Below are 24,860 nucleotides of genomic sequence, written 5' to 3'. Positions count from 1 at the left end.
AACTCGATAACGAATATGCTGACCATCGATATCAGAGCGGCCACTTGCGCCGACGCAGCTCCCATATCCCATTTAATGACGCAGTTAGGCTACGCCGTCTCTCCCCAGGAGGCGTCGGATAGAATCAACCAGATTGCCGAGAGAAGCGGTGAAACCTTTATCGCAGAAAAAGATGGCGTCGCTGTCGGCTGCATTCAGGCCAGTATGGACGTACGACTGGCGGAAGGCTGCTTCGGAGAAATAATCAGTCTGGTGGTGGACGAAAACGGCCGAGGTTTGAGCGTGGGCAAACAGCTGGTGACTGCTGCGTCAGAATGGCTTCTGGCCCGCGGTTGCAATCGCCTGCGGGTGCGCTGCAACGCAGTAAGACTGGAAGCGCAGGAGTTTTATGGCAAACTTGGCTTCGAACATATGAAACAACAATCCATTCTGGAAAAAAGCATCGGTTAACCTATCACGTGACTACCCTAGCCTCCCCCCAAGCACTACTGCCTCACATTGAAATTGAACCCCATAAACCGGCGGACGCCGCCTTCATCATGCTGCACGGGCTCGGCGCCGACGGCAACGACTTCGCCCCGATCGTGCCGGAGCTGCGTCTGCCTGAAGACATGGCGGTGCGCTTCATCTTTCCCCATGCGCCATCTATCCCGGTCACGATCAATGGCGGTTACGTCATGCCGGCCTGGTACGACATTCTGGAGATGAATATCGAACGCAAAGTGGACGAAGCGCATTTACAAGCATCCGCCAACGCGGTGCGCGCATTAGTGGACCGAGAAATCGAGCGCGGCATAGACAGTCGCCGCATTATCGTGGCGGGTTTTTCCCAGGGCGGAGCGGTCGCCTATCAGACCGCACTGACCTATCCAAAACCCTTGGCGGGCCTGATGGGGCTTTCCACTTACCTGGCCACTGCCGCGACCCTAAAGCCAGATTCAGCGAATCACAACATTCCGATTCGCATTTGTCATGGAACTATGGACTCCGTCGTCCCGGAAAGTCTGGGGAGAGCAGCTCTCAGCCACTTCCAAGGCATGGGCTATAAGCCTGAGTACAGCACCTATCCGATGGATCACAGCGTATGTCTGGAAGAAATCCACGATATTTCGGCGTGGATTCAGAAAGTACTGGCTTAATCATTGAACCGGCGCACTAAACGCGCCGGTTTGGTTTACCTCAGGCGTTCACACGCCTTACCAGCCGCTTAGAGCGCAGCCAGCGCCGCCTCATAATCAGGCTCATCTGCAATTTCCGCCACTTGCTCGGTATACAGCACTTTGCCGGATTCATTGATCACCACAACGGCCCGTGACAGCAGTCCTTTCAGAGGACCGGTCATCACTGTTACACCATAACGATCACCAAACTCGGCATTACGAAATACAGAGCCGTTGTCCACATTTTGCAAACCTTCCGCACCGCAGAATCGCACCATGGCGAATGGCAGGTCAGCGGAAACGCACAGCACAGCGGTGTTGTCTTTCTTGCTTGCTTTCTCATTGAACTTACGAACGGACGTGGCGCAAGTAGGCGTGTCCACACTGGGGAAAATGTTCAGCACCAGACGCTTACCGGCGTAATCCTTCAGCGTCGCTTCTGACAGGTCAGGTTTGACCAGAGTAAAATCCGGCGCGCTGGAGCCCACTGCAGGCAGGTCGCCTTTAGTTTCGACCGGGTTGCCTTTTAAGGTGATAGAAGCCATGTTTTATCCTTTTCGACAGGTAAGTAATTGAACGGGAATCCCTGAATCCAGCGGGAAGGCAGGGCCGCTTACAAAGCTAGCACAAATCCCATTGCGGAGAGATGAAATCTTGGCAAGCAGCGTCCAAGCAGAATGAGAAACGGCTGTAGACCTTTGACCGGCTGAAAAATGGCCTATTCAGTTTAATCCCGCCGATCCGCTATGCTAGCGCCCTATGAAAAATAAAATACTCTCTCTTACACAAACATCCGTATTGCTTGGCGCTGTTGCGTTCAGCACGCACAGTTTGGCGGACTGTCAGGCTCAGGCCCGCACCGATATGGAGCGCCTCTACTGTGAAATTCAGGACAAAGGCGAAGGAGGCAGTCTTCCCAAGCTGGAGGATTTCCGACGTAATGACCGCCAGATTCAGGCGTTGTTACTAAAGCGTCCCGCCGCCAAGTTAGGGCTGTCGCTCCCAAGCGCAGGCCAGTCACAAAAAGCCCGAAAAACGGAAACCGCCGCGACAAAGCAGCCTGCAACCGCCTCCAGGCGCGACGCCTCTTCAGCGCCCTCAAAAGAAACACAAAGTACATCGCCCAGCGCCTTACCCGCTACCAACGACTGCCTACTTTATAAGGACCAGATAACCTGCGGCTCACGACAGTACCATCTGGCGACCAACAAACAAAACAAGCTTCTAAAAAACGGCGTACTGGCGGAAGACAACAAACTCAACCTTCCCGCCTTCCAGGGCGATCCCAACAACGAAACGGCGGTTAAGGACTACCTGTCTCAGGCTTACCGGGTGTACATACCTAAGATGCTGGAAATCGGGCTGGGCGATGCGACGATGAGCTTCACCAAGTTCTACTATTCGTTCAAGGATATACAAAAGCAGAACCTGAGCTTTTCCGACCGCTTTGAAACTATGTACGGTTTTCTGAAACGGGATAAATCCAACATGGCGGTTAAGCCACGCTATTCAAAAGAATTGCCGACAGACATTACTCAATGCAATGGCCTGTCAGACGCCATCATCGTCTGCGATAACGGAAAAACTAACTGGGTTTACGTTCGCCAGTCCTGAGCGCACCCGCGCTCAGCCTTCACTCAATTCGACGCAATCATAAACGCCTGTGACATTGGTAAAGTGCAGCACCAATGTGTGAGACAAACGCTTCTCTGAATCATGCAAATGGTACTTAAATCGAGTTTGCTTACCGGTTTGCAAAAAAGCGTCGTAGTCTTTCAGCAATTCCCGTACATCACTGACCACCTCTGTACTCCAAGTCGCCTTGAAGGGCCCCAGCACTGCCCCGCCCTTTAAACAGACAGTGACTTCATGGTTGGTCAAACCTTTGTTTTTGGTTGTCATAGTTCGTCCTCCGCTAAGATTTTTCATCCTGTGTTCACTATAGAATATAAACCCTTCCACTATGCGAAAAGCCCACCGTTTTCCCCTTTTGACAATAGTCAAAGTCGTGGATAGCGCTACTTTTCAGTCCACAACGTGCGACTTTACCTGACTTACTATCGCTTTTGTTCAGCCCAGGTTCATGCTGGCTTGGCATTGAGGTTGGCGGCACTTGTGTCCTCGACCTTTGTCAGCAACACAAAAAGTGAGGTATACGCTATGGCGATAAAAATGATCTCTACCTTAACAGCAAGCGCCTGTTTGCTGTTTGCATCCACCAGCTTCGCGGCTGATAGCATGCAACATTTCTCCCAAGCCGCGACTCATTCCGCGCAGGCGACGACCAACACTGTCTCCGGCGGCGTTAAGCTGGCGTCAGGCGCAGCAGCAGTTCCATTTAAAGCCATCGCTGTAGTCGGCGAAGCCAGCGCCAAAATCGCTGAGCCTCTGTGGAACAGCGCTACCGGCAAGAAAAACGAATCACTGGAAATATCTGACGAAAATGTAACCGCAGGACCCGCGCCCGCGTTAGCCGTCGCTGCTCGCTAAGTAAACGTACAAGAGGCTTACCATGCCCACATTAGGCTCCATATCGGGAGCACGCATCACATTCGCTGCGTTAGTCCGGCTTGTGGCATTGACCGTAAGCCTCTTTTTGTTTCAACCCTATGCTTACGGCGGAAGCCGTCAGCAGGAAGGTCCCTCCCCTTTCACCGCGGAAGAGATCGCCGTTTTTGCGAAAAAAGTCGAGAAAACCGCCGCAGCGCGAAGCGCCTATGTATTCTTGCTGGCCAGGCAAGGCGTTCCTGACAAGGACCTGCCGGAAGGGGTGGAGTTCACGCATACGGGGCTCGCTGTCTATTCCACTATCACTACCGAGCAGGGAGAAACGCTGAAGGGATACGCCATCCACAACTTATATCAAGATGATGACAATCCTCGTCGCAGTCATCTGGCGATGGATTATCCCATCGACTTTTTCTCAGGCGCCCAAGTGTTAAAAGCTGGCGTCATTATACCTACTCCGGCCTTGCAGCAGCGGATATTACAAAGCCTGGAGTCGGGCATTCTGCAAAGCGTGCACAACAAGAATTATTCGATGGTGTCCAATCCATTCAACACCAAATATCAGAATTGTACGGAGTATGTGCTGGATATTCTTTTCGCGTCGATCTACCAAACTGACAGCATTAAACAGATCAAGGTCAATCAACATGCGTGGTTCCAGCCGCAAGAGATCAAACTTGGACCGCTGAAAGGGCTGCTTGCGCCACTGATAGCGAAAGAGTTCCGAACATCCGACCATTCTGGCGGCATCAAAACCACCACTTTCGGCGCTATCGCCGATTTTCTGAAAAATCAGTCTCTGGCCGAAGAGGTGTTAGTGGTGTACCCCTGATTTGCGGCGCCGATCCGTTTAAAAGACTTCCTGGCATTTAGTATCGATTTTCGATACCTGACTACGAGCATCCCAACACCCGACAAGCGTTGATAGCCGGACGCCCGAAAATACTCCATGATGGCTTCCACGACAACATCTCGCTTATGCGGTATTTAACGCTTACCCTCGGGAAGACATTATGAAACTGATCAACGATTATCTCAGCCGTCATGGTCATGCGCCTTTCAAGTTTGGCCAGGGCCGTATTTCCGGATACATTTCCGCCACGCTTGGCATTCTCAGTTTCCTTGCTGTTTTGTGTTTCCATTTTCCTGAATATCTGACCACGCAGGAATTGCGTCAGGTATACACCGAGCAGTTCGCTCGCACTCTTTTGCTGGCAGCGCTTTGCGCCTCTTTTATACTTGGACTGCTCAGTTTCCTGCTGAACCAGCAGAAACGCCTCAGCATGACTGGCGTGCTGTTTTCCACTGCTGCAGTGGTTGCAGGCGGCGCGGACATTCAGCTCAACAGCATTGGCGAAACACCTTACTCGCTGGGTCTGGACTGGTTCATTCTGGCTCTGTTCTTCTCCGCACTCGTCTTTATTCCCATGGAGCGCACATTCGCGCAAAAGCCGGAAACGCATACCCTGCGTCCTGAGTGGCGCACCGATCTGGCTTACTTTTTTATGAGCCATATGCTGGTGCAGTTCATTCTGATTTTCACCACATCCTCCTCCACGTATCTGGTTGGCTGGGTAGCTTCTGATTCCCTGCGTGACGCCATTCAATCCATGCCCGTCTGGGCGCAGTTTCTGCTGGCCGTATTCATGGCGGACTTCTCCCAGTACTGGTTCCACCGCCTGTACCACACTGTGCCATTTCTGTGGAAATTCCATGCAGTGCATCACTCCAGCAAGCACATGGATTGGTTGGCCGGTTCCCGCGTACATTTGGTTGAAATACTGATTACTCGCAGCGTGGTTATGGTTCCTCTGTTCCTGCTGGGCTTCTCCGCCGAGGCATTGAACGCGTACGTTATTCTGGTGGGAGTACAAGCCGTACTGGCGCATGCCAACCTGAACTTCAACTTCGGCTTCCTGAAATACATTCTGGTAACGCCGCAGTATCACCACTGGCACCATGCGGATGATCCTGCTTACGCGTATAAGAACTATGCGATTCACTTGCCGATTATTGATATGCTGTTCGGCACCTTTAAACTGCCTGGCAAAGAATGGCCAAAAAGTTACGGACTGCTGAACAATAAAACCGTACCTAAAGGCATCGTGCGCCAGCATATGTTTCCTTTCGGATACGACGAATAACTCAACCTATTGATGTGTCCCGGAAAACCACAGTTTTACCGGGGCTCTTCAGGCTTATAATAGGACGGATTCATTCAATGACTGGAAGTATGCTTCTGATGATAAAAACCAAAAAACTCATTTATTCCCTGCTATTGATTCTTGGCGTCGCTTTCAACGCTTCCGCTGCGTCCAAAGTGGAAATTGACGCCAAAGTGAACGCCGCCCTGAAAGTCTTCTACAACAAAGTTCCTTCTGGGCAAGAGCTCGCTTCCAAAGCGCAGGGCGTATTGGTATTTCCTGAAATACTGAAAGCCGGCTTCATTGTCGGCGGCGAATACGGCGAAGGCGCACTGGTGAAAGGCGGCGTGATTCAGAGCTATTACAACATAGCTTCCGCATCCATCGGCTTTCAGGCGGGCGTGCAGGAGAAAACCGTCGTAATGCTGTTCATGACATCCGATGCGCTTAACAAATTCACTCGAAGCGAAGGCTGGGAAGTCGGGGTTGACGGCAGCGTCGCTATTGCGGAGTTCGGTGCGGGCAAATCAATTGACACCAACACGATTCAAGAACCAATCATTGCCTTTGTCGTATCCAACAAAGGCTTGATGGCGGGAGTCTCTCTGGAAGGCTCCAAGGTTACGCCCATTGTGAAGTAATCATTTTTACTTCGAAGCCTATGAGTAAGGGCGGATACACCGCCCCTTACTCCAGCTACAGATCGTACTTTTCCTGAATCTCCAACTGCGCTTCCAACCCCGCTTCATCCCCCAGCTTCTCCAATAAGTCCGGCCAGATCAAAGGGTGCTCCAATTCTGCTGAAAAACCGCTCAGCATGGTGTTTACGGCCCCCAAATTTACGCCGACAGGGGCGGCGATGTAGATATAGACCCCAGGCAATTCAACGTCATCCTCCAGATACAGGACATAGTCTTCATTGCTCCGCCGGTCAAAATGCACCTGCAAGTCGGCAAGACTTTCTTGTAGTCGCGCCAGGTTTTCATCACCAGGATGGGCGCCATCAATAGCGAAATAGTCATACTCTGGGGCTTTAAGGATATGCACGACGGAAAACAGCAAAGTGTAATACCCTTCGCTATCACGCATAACTCCGTCTTCATCTTCCTGATCCAGTTTGTTCAACGGCGCAGCGTCAAACACCACTTCACACCCGAAACGTTGAGGCTCGCCCAGTCTGGCCAAACCGATGACGCGAGCCGTGACCGGGCCATTGCGCACCGCCAGATAATCCCGCGTCTCTCCATCTGCATCCGTAAAGCGAACTCTCACATAAATGCCGTCTTCATCGATAGGTCCTTCGCCTTCGGGAACATCCATCTCCAAGACTTGCATGGATTCCCTAACGCAAACCCAGTCGCCAGCGATAGTCGCAGGAACCATGCGGTCCCAATGCAGATTGATTTCCTCCGGGTCCAACTCAGTCAGACGCGTCCACCAGTTAACGGACTCCTGATAGCTACCGAGTTTCATCGCCAGCCGCGCAGCGGCGGCAATAGCGAAACCTGCTTCTGGTGAGCGATCGATCAATTTACAGACATGCTCATAGGCCTGTTGCGGATCGCTATTAGAGTAGAAGCGCATTTTCAGCCAGCACAAACGGCAAAAAAGGTCATCTTCTAAGGTCGGGTCGATTTCCGCACCGAATTCCCGCAAAAACTCATCCGTATGATCCTGATCAATGAGAATATTGCCGTAAGTCATCAACAGCCTTGGAGTCTGAAAACCGGATTTCTCCCGCAATACCGCAAGCGCCGCCTCACTCCAACCGCTGGCGTCCAATAGCTGGGTGTATTCGAGCAATACTCGCTCGTCGTCCGGCCACTTCCGCAAGGCGTCCGCAGTCATTTCCAGCGTCGCTTCACGGGTTTCCGCCTGTTGTTCAAGGAACTGTTCGATTTCGGAGAATTCCCATGGCGTTCTTTGCGCTTCGGCCTGAGTGACTGCTTCATCTAGAGCAACCAGTTCTTCTGTGGCGCCGCAATCCCGGTGCAATTGCTGAACGGCATCCGCCACTCGCTGGGCGCATAAGCGGGCGATAGAGACGGCGCCACGGGACAGCGCCAGCCGAGCCTGCACCAATCCAAGATTGACGGTATCTCGCCAGGCTTTGCTATCGAAAAGCTCCGTCAACATAGCGTTAATCTGTAAGTCCAGCTCTTCCGAGTTGGCGCTGGCTTGCTTGGAGGCCAACACTTCCTTCGTCTTGATCCAGGGCTCAAAAAACGCGGGGGACAGCATGGTCTCGTCGTAGCTTACCAGTGCTTCCTCCGCCTCTTCCGCACGCTCCAGCAACGCCAGACACCAAGCCAGATAGTTCTTTCTGCGACGCTCGAAGTGTTCTCCTCCGCCATCATTTCTGGCTTTACGCGCCAGCTTTTCCGCTTCTTCGTATCGATGCAGTCCAATCAGGGCGTCCACCTGGCAAAACAGCATATCAGTGTGATCAGATGAACGATGGCTGGCAGTCAACGCTTTTTTCTGCTCGTGGATAGAGGCCAGCGCGTCCTCGAAGCGCCCCGCATCAATCAACGCACTGTTGTATTCGCTGCCAATGCAGGTGAAACACGGCCAGGTCGCATCGATTCTGCTCAAGGTTTCCTGCGCCACGGCCAGTCTTTCCTCTACATAGCCAGGGCCGTCGGTAATCGCATAACAACAGGCCAGATCCTGCACTGCGCAAATGCTCTGCGGACAATCTCGCGTTTCTTCGCGATGGGCGAACTCCAATAGATCTACAGCCTCCCCCAGCATGGCCTGCCCTTTACGCCGGGTCAGCACCTGACTTTGCAAATGCCAGTGTCGAAAATAGATTTCCAGCCATTTATCACCAAGCTTGCGCGCCAGGCTTACCGCTTCTGGATAGAGGGCGTCCACTTTATGGTGCTCATCATTGACAGAGTAATGGGAAATGTCATAAACGAAGTCCGCCAGGCGATCTTCGCCGTTATCTCTGAGCGTCGCGACGCGTTCATGCACCCATTTCCAAATATTCATTGTTACCCCCCTTGCGTGATCGCCAGCAACGCCTCACTGAAGCGCTTAAGCTCGTCAGAGAAATTCGAGTCGCTATCGTCGACCTGATGGGTCAACGACTCCATATACGCCCTCACCGCCACCGCCAGGTGGCTCGCCGCGCTCTCTGGCGTTTCCATCATCGCCGCAATCAAAGGCGAATTCAGGTTGACGTACAAACGCCGCTCCACTTCCGCTGAGATCGCCTGCGTATGCAAACGCGCCAGACTCAGAGCCGCCGAGCCGATGCGCTTGTCCGCCTCATCCCGTTCAATCCGCTTTTTGAGAGCCACATCCTGGTCATGAATAACCACCAGCGGCACATGGGCGGGTTCGAAACGCGCACAGGCCAAGGCCTCATTTTTGCGAAGCAATAGCGACGTTAGCTTGTCGCGGGTCGCCGTATCTACAAGCTCCTCCGTAAACAGCTCGGTCTCCGCATCATCGCTCCCCAGAATATGGGACTTCACCTGATTCCAATGGGCGTACTTCTGACAAAAACCGGAGGCCGCATACAAATAACCGGAGACCAGCGGTTTCATCTGCGCCCGGAACAGCAGTTCTTCCTGGCTGTTCTTGTCTTCGTTGCGGATATAAATCACACCGCCGCTCTGTTTGAGATAGGCGGGGAGCGTGACGTCGCCGATAGTGGTTGGTATTTTCAAATCATTCTGCATGACCTCAAACAAACGGTCATCGCTTAACGCCGCCCCCAATAATGTCTGATTGTGACGACTGAGAATACGTCGCCAGACGCTGCTTTCATTGGCGGCAATCGTTCTCAACCCTTCTATGAGGGTTTCAGCCAGAAAGTCCCGGATCTCATAGAAGCGCTCATCTTTCTGAATATCTTCACGGCTTGCCGTAGGCGACAGCGCAGCGCACTCCACCACGGCCCCTGCGAATCCCGCCCACAGCGGCAGTAGCTCACGGCACTCGCCAGTAATGAACATACTGCGCACGAATACAGAGATATTGCGGTAATCCGAAGTGGCGTAGCCTCCACGATCCTGCACCCAAAGTACGCCCTTGAGGCCCCAGGGATTGGCTTCAGGAATAGGTATGGCGCAGAGTGGCTCAAATGCGCCTTCAAAAATAGCGGCGAACTCCAGCCGGCGTTTCTTACGTTGCAGATCCGAAGTAGAGGCGTCCAGACGCCAGGGGGCAACTAGGTTGTTGATTTGTACGTCGTCGTTATTCAGGAATATGGGAAAGCGCAACAGGCAGCAGTAGCGTTCGATCAACCCTTGCAATAGATCGCTTTCCGCAAGGTGGTGGAACTCCTCCCGCAGATGAAGCTTAACGGTCGTGCCCACTTGCGCTGGCGTGGTTGCAGTGATGGCGAATTTTTTACCGCCAGCGGTAGAGAAATACCATGTGTTTTCCGGCGTTTGGTATGAAGTGGTCCAGACTTCTACTTTCTCCGCCACAACATAGGCGGATAAAAAACCTAGCCCGAAATATCCCACCATATCCTCATTGTGAGAGCTATCCCGCAGCACACGAGTGTAGCCAGAGCCGATAGTGGCGAGGTATTTCAACACTTCCTCGTAAGTGAGACCTGAACCGTTATCGGTAATAACGATATGGTTGCGGCCGCTGTCCGCTTGGATACGAATTGCAAAATCAGCGTCGCGGCCGGTCTCCAGTCGAGAACGCACGCAAGCGTCATGCGCGTTTTGAATGAGCTCCCGGATTGCGACTGCGGGGGTGGAATATAAGTTGCGGCCCAGCACCTCCAACAGTCCGTCGAGGTCAACCTGGGTTTGATGAAGTTCACTAGCCATGAAGTAACTGCTTTTTATTAGTTGGAATCTATCAATTGTGCGCCGACTTGGCGAGTATGAAGCCTCGGTCGCCGCCCACGAAATTAATGCTTCAGTATGTGTGTTTGATTACGGGATCACGTCCATTATGAGAGTAGGTCAACTTTGCAGGAAGGATGCTATTTAACCGTTATTTCTCCCTGATTTAAAGGCATCTCAGCACATAAACGTCGGGTTAGGCCTTCCAGCATGTCGCCGCCTTGCCGCCAATAATGCCAATACAGCGGCACTTTCTGTTCATACCCGGGCGCTACCTCCACCAGCCGCCCCGCCGTCACTGACTCCTGCGCCTGAATTTCCGGCATCATGCCATATCCCAATCCAGCCTCGGACATGCGTATAAAGCCTTCAGATGACGGACATAGATGAAAAGGAAACGCTCCCTGATAGCCCAGGCTCTGCATCAAACGGTGTTGTAATTGGTCGTCGGGTCCAAAATTGATGACCGGCGCAACCGCCAGCGCATCCGTATTCACACCTTCTGGAAAGTAGCGCGCCATGAAGTCGGGACTTGCGTAGGCCCGATATACCAAAGCGCCCAGATAGACACAACGGGAGCCCTGCACCGCCTGCTCAGCGCTGCATACGCAGCCTGCCACATCGCCATCACGCATCCGTTTGAGTCCGATGTCCTGATCTTCAATCACCAGGTCCAGCAATACGCCTTCGCGTTGACAATATTCGCCCATTACCGGGAACCACCATGTGGCGAGACTGTCCGCATTTATTGCAATGCGCAGCCGTAAGGCCTCCGCTCCCAGCGTGGGAACGTCCTGTAGCAGATCATGTTCCAGCAAACGCACCTGCTGCACATGGTTAAGAAGACGCTTCCCCAAATCCGTAGGCGCAAGTCCTGGCGACCGGATCAACACTGGCTGCCCTAACCTCGCCTCCAGCAATTTGATACGTTGTGAAATAGCGGATTGGGAAATACCCAGCAAAGCGGCGCCCTTCTCAAAGCCCTGGCCTTCCACTATCGCCGCCAGCGCCTGCAGTAACTTGTAATCCAGCATAATCAGTTTTTCTAATGTGACGTTAGGATTATTTGTTTTATTAATAATCATAAACACCCTAATCTTCAACACAGACAAACGCAAGGCGCCTGCGACAACCTGAATCACAACAACGTACATGACTATAAACGCTCAAAACGACAAAACGACAAAACGACAAAACGACAAAACGACAAAACGTTTATAGCGGCAATGTACATCAAAAAAGGGTGTTAACTGCATGTGGCAAAGCTATTTCAACGGGTTTAGCCTCTCTCTGGGAATTATCGTCGCCATAGGCGCGCAGAACGCATTCGTATTAGCGCAAAGCCTGAAACGAGAGCATCACTTTCCCGTCGCTGCAATTTGCGCGCTGGCGGACCTGTTGCTGATCGCCGCCGGCGTATTCGGCATGGCGGCGTTACTGAGGGAATTCCCGCAGGTTGCGGAGTGGGCGCGTTGGGGAGGCGTGATTTTTCTCACCGCTTACGGCGCCTTTTCCGTCAAGCGGGCACTCTATCCAGGTCCAGGACTGGAAGCGGAAGGCGCCGTCAAACGTAACCTTGGCATTGTCGTAGCGACCACCCTGGCGGTGACGCTCCTCAATCCACATGTGTATCTGGACACGCTTTTCCTGATCGGTTCAGTGGGCGCTCAACAGTCCGCCCCCGCCGCTTACGCAGCCGGCGCCGCCTCAGCCTCGATCATCTGGTTCTTCGGTTTGGCCATCGCCGCCGCCGCGCTGTCGCCCTGGCTATCACGTCCTTCATTCTGGCGACTGGTGGATGGATTAATCGCAGTGCTGATGTGGCGCATCGCCTGGGGGTTGTTTCAGAACGGCGCGTAATGCGCCGTTTTTTACGCACGTCGGGAAATAATTTCGGCGAGGATCGAAATCGCAATCTCCGGCGGCGATTTACCGCCGATATTCAGCCCAATGGGCCCTTTGACGCGATCAATCTCGGTCGCACTGACACCTTCCGCCGCCAACCGCTCTCGACGTTGGGCCTGCGTCCTCAGGCTTCCCAATGCGCCAATATAGAAGCAGTCCGTGCGCAGCAGGTTGCGCAAAATGGGCAGCTCCCATTCATGATCGTGGAATAACAGCGCCGCCGCCGTCCAGGCGTCGCTCCAGCCCTCCTCGAAATGGTCCGGCGCACGCAGTCTGGTCACGCCAGGCGGGGCATATCCAGATGCATCCCCGGGAGAGACCGCCAACACTTCGTATCCCATCGCAGGCGTCAGCATCAACAACTGTCGAAATATCTCTCCCCGCCCAAACGCCAACAGGCGGGTGGTGGGGTTATAAACCCTGACAAAACGATCGCCGCTCGCATAGGAGTCGGAAGCCTGTATTCCTGAGCAGGCTTCCAGATGCAGATACGCGCCATCACCGCTGGCTGCGCGTTCCAGGTCCATGCACAACAACGCTGGCTGACGCTGCAGTTGCCGATCTCGCACTGCGAACAACACATCAGCGCCCACATTTACGTCAATCAGCACATCGATCCCGGAGCCGCAAGGCAGCCGAATATCGAAGAAAGGAGAGTCTTTACCGTAACGCAGCTTGCGATTGCGTCCGTCCGCCAGAGCGGCGACCGCTTCATGGGTTAACGCCGCCTCAACGCAACCTCCCGAAATCAACCCTACCGCCACACCGTCCTCACGCACCGCCATTTGACTCCCCAGCGGGCGCGGCGAGGAACCGTCGACGCCCACCAGAGTAATCAACGCCACCCTGGCGCCCTGAGCCAGCCAGGCGCAGGCCGCAGGTATCACGTTTTCCACAAACATCGGCGTGCTCATATCAGGCGAACAGATTCTTGAAGGGAAGACTGCGAGGGATTTCTCCTGTCGCGGCGAACAACGCATTGGCTACCGCTGGCGCGGCGACCGGCGTACCTGGCTCGCCAACGCCGGTGGGCGGCTCCGCCGAAGGCACAATATGCACTTCCACATCCGGCATCTGATTCATGCGCAGCACTTGGTAGTCATGGAAGTTGGATTGCTTGACTGCGCCATCCTCCAGAGTGATCTCACTCACCAGCGCCGGCGACAGCCCGTAACCTATGCCTCCTTCCATTTGCGCCCGGATAATGTCGGGATTGATAGCGAGCCCACAGTCCACCGCACAGGTGATCTTCACAATGCGAAAGCGACTGTCGTCCACCGCCTCGATTTCCGCCACCTGGGCCACATAGGAATTAAAGGACTCGTGCACCGCCACGCCGCGAAAGCGCCCCTTGGGCAGAGGCTTATCCCAGCCGGCTTTTTCCGCCGCCAGTTTCAGTACGCCCTGATGACGGGGATGACCTTCCAGCAGTTTCATACGGTAGGCGACCGGGTCCTTACCGGCCTCCTTGGCCAGTTCGTCGATAAAGGTCTCCGTTGAATAAGCCGTGTGGGTCGATCCGACCGAGCGCCACCATAGAACGGGTACGCCCTCTTTGATCGTGTGTAAATCCACCTGCATGTTGGCGATGTGATAAGGCAAGTTGGAGGCGCCTTCCACGGATGTAGGATCAACGCCGTCTTTTATCATGCCTTCAAACCCAGTACCGGAAACTATCGACTGACCGACAATGCGATGACGCCAGGCGGAGGGGTAACCGTCCGCCCCCAACGTCGCGGATATCTGATGCACATACATGGGACGGTAATACCAGCCACGCATATCATCTTCACGGGTCCACACCAACTTGATCGGCACAGGTTCCGGGTAGGCGTTGGCGATTTGCGCAGCCTCGCCAATGTAGTCGGAGTGAGAGTTGGCGCGACGTCCAAAACTGCCTCCCGCCAGTAACATATTGATCTTCACATTTTCCATCGGCACGCCCAGGATCTGCGCGACCTGCATCTGGTCTCCCGTTTGAAACTGGCAGCCATACCAAAGCTCAGCGCCATTCTCTTTCTTCTGAATCACGCAGTTCATCGGCTCCATCGCCGCGTGGGCCAGGAAGGGAAACTCGTAGATGGCGTCAAATTGCTTTTCCGCCTTGGCGTACGTCGCATCGAAGTCGCCGTTGCGCACCACTGGCGTCCCCGGCTTATTCAGCTCTTCGCGGTACTCCTTGAGAATAGTCGTTGAGCTTTTACGAAACGCAGCGCTGTCATCCCACTCCACTTTGAGGGCGTCACGGCCTTTTTTCGCTGACCAGAAGTCTTGGGCCAATACCGCCACGCCAGCGGGTATCTGCATGACCGACACAACGCCGGGAACCTTGCGCGCCTCCGAGTCATCAACACTTTTGACTTTACCGCCCGCTTTGGGTGAATGGGCGATTAAAGCAGTCAGCATACTGGGAAGTTGTACATCTTGAGTAAAGATCGCGGTCCCATTGGTTTTACCCGGATCTTTACGCACCAGCTTCTTACCAATCAGGCGAAAGTCTTTGGGATCTTTCAAGGTCGCCGTTTCCGGCACTGGCTGCATGGCCGCCAGTTCCGCCAGATCTCCGAAGCTGGCTTGCCTGGATGTCCCATTGTGGCTAACTCTGCCGGATTCGACTTTGATCTCCGCAGCAGGAACCTTCCACAAAGTCGCCGCCGCAGCGACTAACATAGCTTTGGCTTTGGCGCCCGCCTCCCGCATCTGCTGATAGGAGTTCGCCATGGCGGTGCTGCCGCCAGTGCCCTGGAATGGCCCCCAGAAAAGGTTGTTATAACGCTTGGCGTCCGCCTCCGCCCCTTCGACGACGACCTGGGACCAGTCCGCATCCAACTCTTCCGCCAGCAAGGTCGCAAGACCCGTGTAGGTTCCCTGCCCCATCTCAATGTGCTTGCTGATAACGTACACTTTGTTGTCAGGGCTGATGCGCACGAATGCGTTAGGAGCGAAGTCTGCATTAGCCGCCTCGCCCGCGGTTTTCCCCGGACCGGACTCCGCTGCGCCGGCCAAAGAAGGCAATGATAGCGCCAACGTCAGTCCCGCTCCGCCCAAGGTGGATTTGCTGATAAAAGAACGACGGCTCAGGCTGGGATTCATGGTTTTCATAGAGCCTCCTTACGCTATCTTTTCCGCTGCGGACTTGATCGCAGCGCGAATGCGGACATAGGTGGAGCAACGACAGATATTGCCTGACATAAAGCTGTCGATATCACTATCGCTGGGCTTGGGATTGCTTTGCAAAAGCGCCACCGCAGACATGATCTGCCCAGACTGACAGTATCCACACTGTACGACCGCTTCTTCTTCCCAACTTTCCTGCACCGCCTCGGCGACCTTGGACTCCAGCCCCTCTATCGTGGTGATAGACTGCCCCTTCACTGATCCAACTGGCGTCACGCAAGAACGAATCGCAGAGCCGTTCATATGCACTGTACAGGAGCCGCATTGCGCCATACCGCATCCGAACTTGGTTCCAGTCAAATGCAGATGATCCCGGATCGCCCACAACAAAGGCGTATCCTCAGGCACATCCAGCGAGCGCTTTTCTCCATTAATAGTCAGTTCGATTCCCATAATCGCCCCCCACAGAGTATTCGTTGATTCTTTATATCCCTGACCCGGGATGTGGTTGATAGGCATACACAGCTCAGTAAAGTGTAGTCCTTGTCAGACAAGAGCAACTACATCATTCCTGCGGGAGACTTGCCTAATACTGCGGAATTGGGGGAAGAGAAAGAAGTAGAAAGGGGCGGAAAAGAACTTCCCGCCCGAAGAAAAATTTAACGTTAATCAGTCACAACAGGAACGTAGACATTTATTTCAATGCGTTCGTCTGACTTTGTCACAACCGTATAATCGCCTTCGCCACCAAACACCGCGACTGGAGCGCCTTCATATTCCTGTTCTGCAACCTTCTCGAAAGCGGGATTCAATTCCGTCAAGAGTGTCCCGCCATCTTCTATCCCCGAAACAGCCAGAAGGCCGCTGCTTTTCGTCCAGGTAGCGCCTTCTAACGAACTCAGAGGCAAGCTAACGGCATTGGTCAGCTGACGCCCCACCTCCTCAAAGCTGTATACAGCCCTATCGATAAGCAACAGATCTTTGAATGAGTTGTATGCTAAAAAGCCGGCTGATACCGGAGCATCGACTTGGGCGATGTAATTCAAATATCCAGAGCTGGAAAATGAAATCATGAGTTCAGGAAAGTCGTGCGAGAAAAAGTAAAAGGCATCGTCTTTGCCCGAAGCATACCAACCATTCGAGGCTGGCGGTGCACTGGTAATCAGACCTTTAGCCAGAATGCGGCCATTGTTGTCATACAACCAGGCGCTTTCTGACATTGGAGGCGCCATTACAATAACCACATTTCCTCCGGCTATTATAGTGGTGGGATTACCGACCATGTATGCAAAAAAGCGATTCTCATTTTCCTCATCGAAGTATCTGACTTCACCATTCTTGTACAGAACATAAAGCCGCTTAACGCTATCGGAATAACTCATATCGACGACAGGCTGACTTAAACGCCATGGATTTTTATATCCATGGTCGACAGCGGACCAACGATAGATGGCGTTGCGATCGCCATTCAGAGCAAACACATCCCCTTGCCGATTACCCTGAACGATCGTCACAACAACCTCAGAATGCATTCTCGCGATATCACACAGACTGACGTCCATGGGCGAGCCATGCTCAATCAAAGCGCATGACGAATCATTGGGATAGTCGTCCAGGGACAATCCTGTCGTCGTATCAGCACCGGTGAAGCCGGGGTTCCATTCATCGGGATAACCGTCATTATCAGAGTCTTTAGACGCGGAGATGTCCGCTGGAAAAGCATCGTCACGATTTGGTACGCCGTCGCCATCATCGTCCAGACGGATATCGTAGCTGTAAATAGATGTTTCACCGCCATCTTCAACCACAAGCGCCACTTGATTTCCGGCGTCAACCAACGCCTTTGCAACTCCCGGGTATATCCGGTAATCCACTACCTGACGTGTATCGTCCCACCTAATGAGATAGGTTTTTCCCTCATGAATGTAGGTCGCCAGAATATGTCCTTCAAGCCAGAGAGTCTGCTTGTATTTGTACTCCCCAAACCCGAAGGCGTCAGGATCAGGATCAGTAAAAGGACTTCTAAGCTTAGTTAGGGCGGAGTCTCCGTCTAAGTCATGAATTTGGGCCCGCAGATCAACCAGCGCTCCCCCGTCAGGACTCAACGAAAAATCTCCGTCTTCCAGGCACCTCGCCAACTCGGAGGAGTGCTCAATTGTCGCGGCATCCTTGTTGTAGCGTCTCCAATAGAGACCGCCTTTAGTCACATAATCACCTGATCCGCAGAAATAGTATTCCGTGCCCGGAAATGTCTGGTAACCAAAGAAATAAAGACGGCCAGTCTCAGAATTCCATTGCAGAGTGTATAGCTGATCATCAATAGAAGTACTGCTCTTAACTTGCCCGACTGCGTCCAATAAATAGAGAACATCGGGGCTGTAGTAAGGATCACGGCCACCAGGGACCACAACCCACAAATCGTCGCCGGCCGCGACAAGTTTAATGATATTAAGGCCAGGCTTAGCGAAAGGGCGTTCTGTTTTATCTTTAGTAATATCGATCGCCGTAATTTCGCCGTTCTGATGCCCTAAAAGCAGGCGTTCATGCGATGCGGAATATTCAAGATCGGATATTGGATTTAACAGCGTAATAGGATTGATATAGCGCTGGGTAGTCAGGTCCCATCTATATATCTTGCTTGCATCCTCACTACTCAGGACATACAAAAGACCGGAAGGCCCCGCCTTAAACCTATCGGGAGAGCTTGCTGGCTCCCAATCTTTAGTTCGGCAATCTTCAGATAGATCAGCTTGTGTTCCGACAGGGGCGTCACAGGGATTAGATGGATTGCTCGTGTCGCCAGAATTATCTCCTTGCCCCCCGCCTGTTTCCACGCTTCCGCTATTGCTGTTATCGGTAGCAGAATTTCCGCCTCCACCACCGCAACCAGGCAAACAAATAAGCGCTCCCAAGAGCAACAAAACAGACAAATAACGGGGCAGCATCATAACTTTACTCTAACTTCCACAGACTACATTTGAATAAAAAGCGCGCGATTCTAGCATGCAGTGTACTAAGTAGACAGTGAAAACAAGATAGTTCATCACAGTAAAGTGATCGCCTTAACATAGGGGTCACGGCGTTTGCGCCAGCTAAAGTTTGCAACTATTTTAAATCAAAGCCTTTTTCCCCGTTTCTGCTTTACGGCGATTAAGAAAGAGGATTTAATTCCGTCCCTGACAACTTGTCCTTTTTATTACTCTTCAGCACTTCAGAATTTCATACAGGAAGGGATGAATGGAACCAACGCAAACCTATCAGGCCCATGCGTTTCACGAGCAATTCAATAACGGCAGAGCTTCTGGCTCCCTGACGGTGTCCGGCGGGTTCGTCGAGTTCTCCAATGGCGAGAGTAGCGTTCGCTTTCCTGTCACCGGCGCCCAGGTCAAAATGGGCGGAGCCAGCGACAGGCTGGTTTTTATCACTCATCCCGACTTTCCCGAGTGGAGCCTCTACACCAGCGACCGCGGCATCCTCAATCACCCTGCTCTGCATCAGGATAATCATCTGCAGGGCCAGCTACGCAAGGCGCGTAATGTACGTCGTATTAACTGGTCAGTGCTGGTCATTGTCGTGGCGTTGATCATCGGCACGCCGCTTTCTATTGTCGTTTTTATGGATAGCATCACCGCCGTCGCCGCAAAGCAGGTTCCCGCTGAGTGGGAGGAGAAACTGGGTAAGACAGTGTTCGGGCAATATCAGATTGAAAACGACCTGCTCGAATCAGAGGAAGGGAAACAGGCTATCGCAGATCTAACCGATCCGCTGATAAAAGCCGTTAATGACAAACGTTATTCCTACAAAGTTTATGTATCCAACTCCTCCGACATCAACGCATTCGCCTTGCCTGGTGGATATATCGTTATTAATTCTGGACTGATTCTAGCAGCGGACAACGCCAGTGAAGTTCTCGGCGTCATGGCCCACGAAATTTCACATGTCACTGAGCAACATGGCGTGCGCAATATCATGGGGGCCGCCGGCACTTATGCTCTCGCACAGGCGTTGCTCGGCGACGTCAGCGGGCTATTGGCGACGGTGGCCAACGCCGCGCCGCTGTTGCTTAACCAGAGTTATTCCAGAGGTTTTGAGTCAGACGCAGACGCCAAGGGGCTGGAATTGTTAACTCGCGCCAATATCGACCCTAAAGGCTTGATTACCTTCTTCGACAAAATCATAGAAGAAGAGAAAAAGCGTCTTGAACAGATAGAAGATGGAGACGCCAGAGACTTAATGAAAGACACCATGGGCTTTTTAAGTTCCCATCCCGCCACAGAAGATCGCATTGCCGACCTTCAAGATCAGATCAGCGATCAGGACGGCGAGTACCGCAACCTGGAACCAGAGTTCCAGAAGCTTAAGCAACTGGTGAAAGAGTTTGTAGCTAAACAGTAAAGCGGCTCAACAAGAATTCGAAGAAATTAAGATATCGATAACGGAGACAGCGCATGAAGGCAGAAATAAAAGGAGGCTCCGCGTTCGGGTACGTGGACGTCGAACTGGAGCCCGGCGAGCAGATCACAGCCGAGTCCGACGCTATGTCCAGCATGTCGGCGGACCTGGATATGGAAACACGCACCAATGGGTCGTTTTTTGTCGCCATCCTAAGAAAGTTTCTAGGGGGCGAAACCTTTTTCATCAACCGCTTCAGCAATAACACCAGCGGCGTGCGAAAGCTGACCCTGGTGCAGCCGACTCCAGGGGAGGTGCGCTGCGCTGAATTAAATAATGAAACCTTGTGTTTCCAGCCAGGCGCCTTTCTGGCCGCGACGGAAGGCGTTACGCTTGGTGTGCGCTGGGCGGGATTCAAATCCTTCATCGCCAAGGAAGGTCTGTTCAAGCTGGTCATCTCCGGTACAGGCAAGGTCTGGTACGGCGCCTACGGAGCCTTGTTGGAGAAAGAGGTTGACGGGGAATATATCGTCGACACTAGTCATTTAGTAGCGTACGACCCAACTCTCAGTCTGCACGTCCAATTGGCGGGCGGTTTGTTTTCAAGCTTCTTTGGGGGCGAAGGGCTGGTGACTCGAGTCGAAGGTAAAGGCAAAGTCATCATTCAAACCCGCAGCATTTCCGGTCTGACTGACTGGATCAACCCGAGACTTTACTAAGGGTCGCACTATGGACATTGAACTTATCCATCGCCCAGGAAACACTGCGGCGAAAGTCAAACTGGCTCAAGGCGAAATCTGCACGGCGGAGTCCGGCGCAATGATCGCCATGAGCGGCAATATGGACGTCACCACCACAACGCACAAAAAGCATGGCGGCGGCCTGATGAAAGCGATAAAGCGTATGGTAGCAGGCGAGTCCTTGTTCCTTAACCACTTTGAACCCAAGTCTGGCGAGGGCGAAGTCTGGTTCGGAGCGACTCTTGCCGGAGATATGATGACTTATGAGCTGGATAACGAGAATTTGATCGTTCAGGGCGGCTCCTTTATGGCTTGCGAGCACACGGTCGAAATTGACCTGGGATGGCAGGGTTTTAAATCCATCCTCTCAGGAGAAAGCGTTTTCTGGCTGCACATGAAAGGTAAAGGCAAAGTGCTGCTGAATTCTTTTGGCGCCATTTATCCGGTCGAAGTGGACGGGGAATATATCGTAGACACCGGACATATCGTCGCCTTCAATGAAACTCTGGATTTTGCGATCACCAAAGCAGGTAAGAGCTGGATACACTCGTTTCTCGGCGGCGAAGGCCTAGTCTGTAAATTCCACGGCCAAGGTACGGTCTGGTGTCAATCACACAACCCTTCCAGCTTCGGATCGGCGATGTCGTCGGGCTTGAAACCGCGTAAAGCTTAAGGAGAGTGATGATGAGCACAGCAGCATACCAAGTCACTGTGACAGGTGAGTTGAATCCTGGCGTTACCCGGGAAAGCGCGGTGGAGGCTTTCGCCAAATTGTTCAAGGTCGCGCCAGAGACCGCCGAGCAGATATTTTCCCGCGCCCCGATGATCGTGAAAAAGGGCATAGATGAAACCACGGCGGATAAAATTCAATTGGCGTTGACTAAAATCGGCGTACAAAGCCAGGTAGGAATGAGCGAAGCGCCCTCTTCCACCCCCATTGCAGCGGAAGAGCCGCAGCCAAACAATGAGATTATCAGGCCAGTTCCGCCTCCTCCTGAAGCAGTACCACAGGCTGCTCCCCCCAGCATGGTTGAGCCTGAAGCGAGCATCGATCAGGAGCAGGATCAGCCGGGCTTTAAATTCAAAATTGAAGGGAGTCCAGACTTCGCCTTCCTGACGGTGCAAGTGCCCGGCGGAAAGACACTCAGGGTGGAAGCCTCCGCAATGGCGACCATGGACACCAACATGGTCATGAAGACCAAGGCGAAAGGCGGCCTGGGCCGCTTCTTAACCTCCGAGTCCATTTTCATCAATGAGTTCACCGCTCAAAACGGTCCCGGCGAAATTGGCATCGCGCCAGCGTCTCCGGGAGATCTGGCGCACGTATTTCTACAGGGAGAAACGGTCTTTCTGCAGAACTCCGCATTTGTCGCCTCCGACATGGGCGTGACGGTGGAAACCAAATGGCAAGGGCTGACCAAAGGTTTCTTCTCAGGCGAAAGCCTCTTCCTTATTCGCTGTAGCGGCGATGGCGACCTCTGGTTCAACACTTACGGCGGCATGATTATGCTGGATGTGGATGGCGACTATGTTGTGGACACCGGAAATATCGTTGCGTTTACGGAAGGGCTGGAATACAGCATAACCAAAGTAGGCGGCTATAAATCCCTGTTCTTCTCCGGCGAAGGCTTTGTCTGCCGTTTCAGCGGCAAGGGCAAGGTATGGATACAAACTCGCAGCGTACAAGCTTTCACCAGCTGGGTTTACCCATTCCGTCCGGTACAGAGCAAGGGATAGGCATCTCCTTCTCGACCCTGCTTCACTTGTCGCATTAAGGGCAGGTGAAGCTTATTCAGACGCTGAGCACTGAGCGATAAGAGTGAGTGATGACAGGGAGAGAAGGGCCTGGAGCGAGCTTATGTTTCGGCCTGGGCTAAATGACAGGCATAAAAAAACCCGCCACAAGGACGGGTTCTTCGTATTAAGAGCCTGACGACGACCTACTCTTGCATGGGAATCCACACTACCATCGGCGCTGGACTGTTTCACTTCTGAGTTCGGAATGGGATCAGGTGGTTCCAGTCCGCTATGATCATCAGGCAAAACTGTTAAGCTTTGTCTTAGTTCTAGCTTGTCTAGTTGGCGCTTGGTCAGAAGACCTTTAACTTGGATAAGCAGTTATACTCAATCAATACCGGTAAATTACTTCGGTGTTATATGGTCAAGCCTCTCGGGCAATTAGTACTGGTTAGCTCAACGCCTCGCAGCGCTTACACACCCAGCCTATCAACCTCGTGGTCTACAAGGGCCCTTTAGGAGGATCAAGTCCTCAGGGAGATCTTATCTTGAAGGGGGCTTCCCGCTTAGATGCTTTCAGCGGTTATCCCGTCCGAACGTAGCTACCGGGCAATGCGATTGGCATCACAACCCGAACACCAGCGGTTCGTTCACTCCGGTCCTCTCGTACTAGGAGCAACTCTCCTCAAATCTCCAACGTCCACGGCAGATAGGGACCGAACTGTCTCACGACGTTCTAAACCCAGCTCGCGTACCACTTTAAATGGCGAACAGCCATACCCTTGGGACCGGCTTCAGCCCCAGGATGTGATGAGCCGACATCGAGGTGCCAAACACCGCCGTCGATGTGAACTCTTGGGCGGTATCAGCCTGTTATCCCCGGAGTACCTTTTATCCGTTGAGCGATGGCCCTTCCATACAGAACCACCGGATCACTAAGACCTACTTTCGTACCTGCTCGACGTGTTTGTCTCGCAGTTAAGCGCGCTTATGCCTTTACACTAACCGTACGATGTCCGACCGTACTTAGCGCACCTTCGTGCTCCTCCGTTACTCTTTTGGAGGAGACCGCCCCAGTCAAACTACCCACCACACAGTGTCCTCGACCGGGATTACCAGTCAGAGTTAGAACCTCAAACATGCCAGGGTGGTATTTCAAGGATGGCTCCACGAGAACTGGCGTCCTCGCTTCAAAGCCTCCCACCTATCCTACACAAGCAGGTTCAAAGTCCACTGTGAAGCTATAGTAAAGGTTCACGGGGTCTTTCCGTCTAGCCGCGGATACACTGCATCTTCACAGCGATTTCAATTTCACTGAGTCTCGGGTGGAGACAGCGCCCCCATCGTTACGCCATTCGTGCAGGTCGGAACTTACCCGACAAGGAATTTCGCTACCTTAGGACCGTTATAGTTACGGCCGCCGTTTACCGGGGCTTCGATCAAGAGCTTCGCTTACGCTAACCCCATCAATTAACCTTCCGGCACCGGGCAGGCGTCACACCCTATACGTCCACTTTCGTGTTTGCAGAGTGCTGTGTTTTTAATAAACAGTCGCAGGGGCCTGGTATCTTCGACCGCCTTCCGCTCCAGCCGCAGGGCTTTCACGTACATGACGGCGTGCCTTCTCCCGAAGTTACGGCACCATTTTGCCTAGTTCCTTCACCCGAGTTCTCTCAAGCGCCTTGGTATTCTCTACCTGACCACCTGTGTCGGTTTGGGGTACGGTTTCGTATTGCCTGAAGCTTAGAGGCTTTTCCTGGAAGCTGGGCATCAATCACTTCACTCTCTTAAAGAGAGCTCGTCATCACCCCTCAGCATTGTGTGTCCGGATTTGCCTAAACACACTGCCTACAGGCTTAAACCTGGACTACCAATCCCAGGCTGACCTAGCCTTCTCCGTCCCCCCATCGCAGCAATACAAAGTATCGGAATTTTAACCGATTTCCCATCGACTACACCTTTCGGTCTCGCCTTAGGGGCCGACTCACCCTGCGCCGATTAGCGTTGCGCAGGAACCCTTGGTCTTCCGGCGTGCGGGTTTTTCACCCGCATTATCGTTACTCATGTCAGCATTCGCACTTCTGATACCTCCAGCAGACCTCTCGATCCACCTTCATCAGCTTACAGAACGCTCCCCTACCACTCATCCATTGGATGAATCCGCAGCTTCGGCGCCATGTTTGAGCCCCGTTACATCTTCCGCGCAGGCCGACTCGACTAGTGAGCTATTACGCTTTCTTTAAAGGATGGCTGCTTCTAAGCCAACCTCCTAGCTGTCTGTGCCTTCCCACATCGTTTCCCACTTAACATGGACTTGGGGGCCTTAGCTGGCGGTCT

22 protein-coding genes and 2 rRNA genes (1 of these 24 running past the window's edge) are annotated in these 24,860 nt (G+C 53.0%); 12 read left to right on the top strand and 12 right to left on the bottom strand.

The window, feature by feature from the left end; genetic code table 11:
• Positions 1 to 15 precede the first annotated feature (15 nt).
• Positions 16 to 450 (top strand): GNAT family N-acetyltransferase, encoded by a 435-nt coding sequence (locus AC2IBB_RS09030; RefSeq protein WP_486332548.1) that lies wholly within the window; start codon positions 16 to 18, stop codon positions 448 to 450.
• An 8-nt stretch (positions 451 to 458) separates the two neighbouring features.
• The gene (locus AC2IBB_RS09025; RefSeq protein ID WP_486332547.1) at positions 459 to 1,139 is read left to right on the top strand and encodes an alpha/beta hydrolase; all 681 of its coding nucleotides are present in this window, start codon (positions 459 to 461) and stop codon (positions 1,137 to 1,139) included.
• 68 nt (positions 1,140 to 1,207) lie between these two features.
• On the opposite strand, the gene tpx is transcribed toward AC2IBB_RS09025, so the two are convergent.
• Positions 1,208 to 1,705 carry a thiol peroxidase gene (gene tpx, locus AC2IBB_RS09020; RefSeq protein ID WP_486332546.1) on the bottom strand — a complete coding sequence of 166 codons (498 nt, stop codon included), beginning with the start codon at positions 1,703 to 1,705 and terminating at the stop codon, positions 1,208 to 1,210.
• A gap of 214 nt (positions 1,706 to 1,919) precedes the next feature.
• On the opposite strand from tpx, the gene AC2IBB_RS09015 reads away from it, so the two are divergent.
• A complete protein-coding gene (locus AC2IBB_RS09015; protein ID WP_486332545.1) occupies positions 1,920 to 2,774 on the top strand; it encodes a hypothetical protein in 855 nt (284 codons plus the stop codon).
• A 12-nt stretch (positions 2,775 to 2,786) separates the two neighbouring features.
• Here AC2IBB_RS09015 and AC2IBB_RS09010 read toward each other — a convergent pair whose 3' ends face one another.
• Positions 2,787 to 3,062, bottom strand: coding sequence for a hypothetical protein (locus tag AC2IBB_RS09010; RefSeq protein WP_486332544.1), 276 nt, complete (start codon positions 3,060 to 3,062; stop codon positions 2,787 to 2,789).
• Between the two features lie 179 nt (positions 3,063 to 3,241).
• Positions 3,242 to 3,400 carry a hypothetical protein gene (locus AC2IBB_RS09005; protein WP_486332543.1) on the bottom strand — a complete coding sequence of 53 codons (159 nt, stop codon included), beginning with the start codon at positions 3,398 to 3,400 and terminating at the stop codon, positions 3,242 to 3,244.
• Here AC2IBB_RS09005 and AC2IBB_RS09000 point away from each other — a divergent pair.
• From AC2IBB_RS09000 to AC2IBB_RS08985, 4 genes are all read left to right on the top strand, one after another.
• Positions 3,399 to 3,650, top strand: a complete 252-nt coding sequence (locus tag AC2IBB_RS09000) for a hypothetical protein (RefSeq protein WP_486332542.1) — start codon at positions 3,399 to 3,401, stop codon at positions 3,648 to 3,650. The two genes, AC2IBB_RS09005 and AC2IBB_RS09000, sit on opposite strands and share 2 nt — an antisense overlap.
• 22 nt (positions 3,651 to 3,672) lie before the next feature.
• Positions 3,673 to 4,500 carry a DUF2145 domain-containing protein gene (locus AC2IBB_RS08995; protein WP_486332541.1) on the top strand — a complete coding sequence of 276 codons (828 nt, stop codon included), beginning with the start codon at positions 3,673 to 3,675 and terminating at the stop codon, positions 4,498 to 4,500.
• Positions 4,501 to 4,681: 181 nt separating this feature from the next.
• Positions 4,682 to 5,812, top strand: coding sequence for a sterol desaturase family protein (locus AC2IBB_RS08990; protein ID WP_486332540.1), 1,131 nt, complete (start codon positions 4,682 to 4,684; stop codon positions 5,810 to 5,812).
• Positions 5,813 to 5,910: 98 nt separating this feature from the next.
• A complete protein-coding gene (locus AC2IBB_RS08985; protein ID WP_486332539.1) occupies positions 5,911 to 6,453 on the top strand; it encodes a BPSL1445 family SYLF domain-containing lipoprotein in 543 nt (180 codons plus the stop codon).
• Between the two features lie 55 nt (positions 6,454 to 6,508).
• On the opposite strand, the gene AC2IBB_RS08980 is transcribed toward AC2IBB_RS08985, so the two are convergent.
• From AC2IBB_RS08980 to AC2IBB_RS08970, 3 genes are all read right to left on the bottom strand, one after another.
• Positions 6,509 to 8,809 (bottom strand): hypothetical protein, encoded by a 2,301-nt coding sequence (locus tag AC2IBB_RS08980; protein WP_486332538.1) that lies wholly within the window; start codon positions 8,807 to 8,809, stop codon positions 6,509 to 6,511.
• Positions 8,810 to 8,811: 2 nt separating this feature from the next.
• Positions 8,812 to 10,614: an ATP-binding protein gene (locus AC2IBB_RS08975; RefSeq protein ID WP_486332537.1), complete on the bottom strand. Its 1,803-nt coding sequence runs from the start codon at positions 10,612 to 10,614 to the stop codon at positions 8,812 to 8,814.
• A 158-nt stretch (positions 10,615 to 10,772) separates the two neighbouring features.
• A complete protein-coding gene (locus AC2IBB_RS08970; RefSeq protein ID WP_486333937.1) occupies positions 10,773 to 11,666 on the bottom strand; it encodes a LysR family transcriptional regulator ArgP in 894 nt (297 codons plus the stop codon).
• A gap of 220 nt (positions 11,667 to 11,886) precedes the next feature.
• On the opposite strand from AC2IBB_RS08970, the gene AC2IBB_RS08965 reads away from it, so the two are divergent.
• Positions 11,887 to 12,492 (top strand): LysE/ArgO family amino acid transporter, encoded by a 606-nt coding sequence (locus AC2IBB_RS08965; RefSeq protein ID WP_486332536.1) that lies wholly within the window; start codon positions 11,887 to 11,889, stop codon positions 12,490 to 12,492.
• A gap of 11 nt (positions 12,493 to 12,503) precedes the next feature.
• Here AC2IBB_RS08965 and AC2IBB_RS08960 read toward each other — a convergent pair whose 3' ends face one another.
• From AC2IBB_RS08960 to AC2IBB_RS08945, 4 genes are all read right to left on the bottom strand, one after another.
• The gene (locus AC2IBB_RS08960; RefSeq protein WP_486332535.1) at positions 12,504 to 13,451 is read right to left on the bottom strand and encodes an XdhC family protein; all 948 of its coding nucleotides are present in this window, start codon (positions 13,449 to 13,451) and stop codon (positions 12,504 to 12,506) included.
• Between the two features lies 1 nt (position 13,452).
• Complete coding sequence (locus tag AC2IBB_RS08955) at positions 13,453 to 15,639, bottom strand: xanthine dehydrogenase family protein molybdopterin-binding subunit (RefSeq protein WP_486332534.1); 2,187 nt, start codon at positions 15,637 to 15,639, stop codon at positions 13,453 to 13,455.
• A gap of 9 nt (positions 15,640 to 15,648) precedes the next feature.
• Positions 15,649 to 16,107 (bottom strand): (2Fe-2S)-binding protein, encoded by a 459-nt coding sequence (locus tag AC2IBB_RS08950; protein ID WP_486332533.1) that lies wholly within the window; start codon positions 16,105 to 16,107, stop codon positions 15,649 to 15,651.
• Positions 16,108 to 16,319: 212 nt separating this feature from the next.
• Positions 16,320 to 18,602, bottom strand: a complete 2,283-nt coding sequence (locus AC2IBB_RS08945) for a hypothetical protein (protein WP_486332532.1) — start codon at positions 18,600 to 18,602, stop codon at positions 16,320 to 16,322.
• A 289-nt stretch (positions 18,603 to 18,891) separates the two neighbouring features.
• Here AC2IBB_RS08945 and AC2IBB_RS08940 point away from each other — a divergent pair, with 289 nt between their 5' ends.
• Genes AC2IBB_RS08940 through AC2IBB_RS08925 form a run of 4 tightly spaced genes read left to right on the top strand, consistent with a single transcriptional unit; the run spans position 18,892 to position 22,523 of the window.
• Positions 18,892 to 20,049, top strand: a complete 1,158-nt coding sequence (locus tag AC2IBB_RS08940; protein ID WP_486332531.1) for a M48 family metallopeptidase — start codon at positions 18,892 to 18,894, stop codon at positions 20,047 to 20,049.
• Positions 20,050 to 20,102: 53 nt separating this feature from the next.
• Positions 20,103 to 20,765, top strand: a complete 663-nt coding sequence (locus tag AC2IBB_RS08935) for a TIGR00266 family protein (protein WP_486332530.1) — start codon at positions 20,103 to 20,105, stop codon at positions 20,763 to 20,765.
• Between the two features lie 10 nt (positions 20,766 to 20,775).
• Entirely contained in the window at positions 20,776 to 21,459 is a 684-nt protein-coding gene (locus AC2IBB_RS08930) for a TIGR00266 family protein (RefSeq protein ID WP_486332529.1), read from the top strand.
• 11 nt (positions 21,460 to 21,470) lie between these two features.
• The gene (locus tag AC2IBB_RS08925; protein ID WP_486332528.1) at positions 21,471 to 22,523 is read left to right on the top strand and encodes a TIGR00266 family protein; all 1,053 of its coding nucleotides are present in this window, start codon (positions 21,471 to 21,473) and stop codon (positions 22,521 to 22,523) included.
• 190 nt (positions 22,524 to 22,713) lie between these two features.
• On the opposite strand, the gene rrf is transcribed toward AC2IBB_RS08925, so the two are convergent.
• A 5S ribosomal RNA gene (rrf, locus tag AC2IBB_RS08920) occupies positions 22,714 to 22,826 on the bottom strand.
• Positions 22,827 to 22,943: 117 nt separating this feature from the next.
• Positions 22,944 to 24,860 (bottom strand): 23S ribosomal RNA (locus AC2IBB_RS08915); it runs 974 nt beyond the window's last position.

This window comes from Hahella sp. NS-SX17, assembly GCF_057367735.1.
This window is presented reverse-complemented; position numbering and strand designations above follow the sequence as displayed.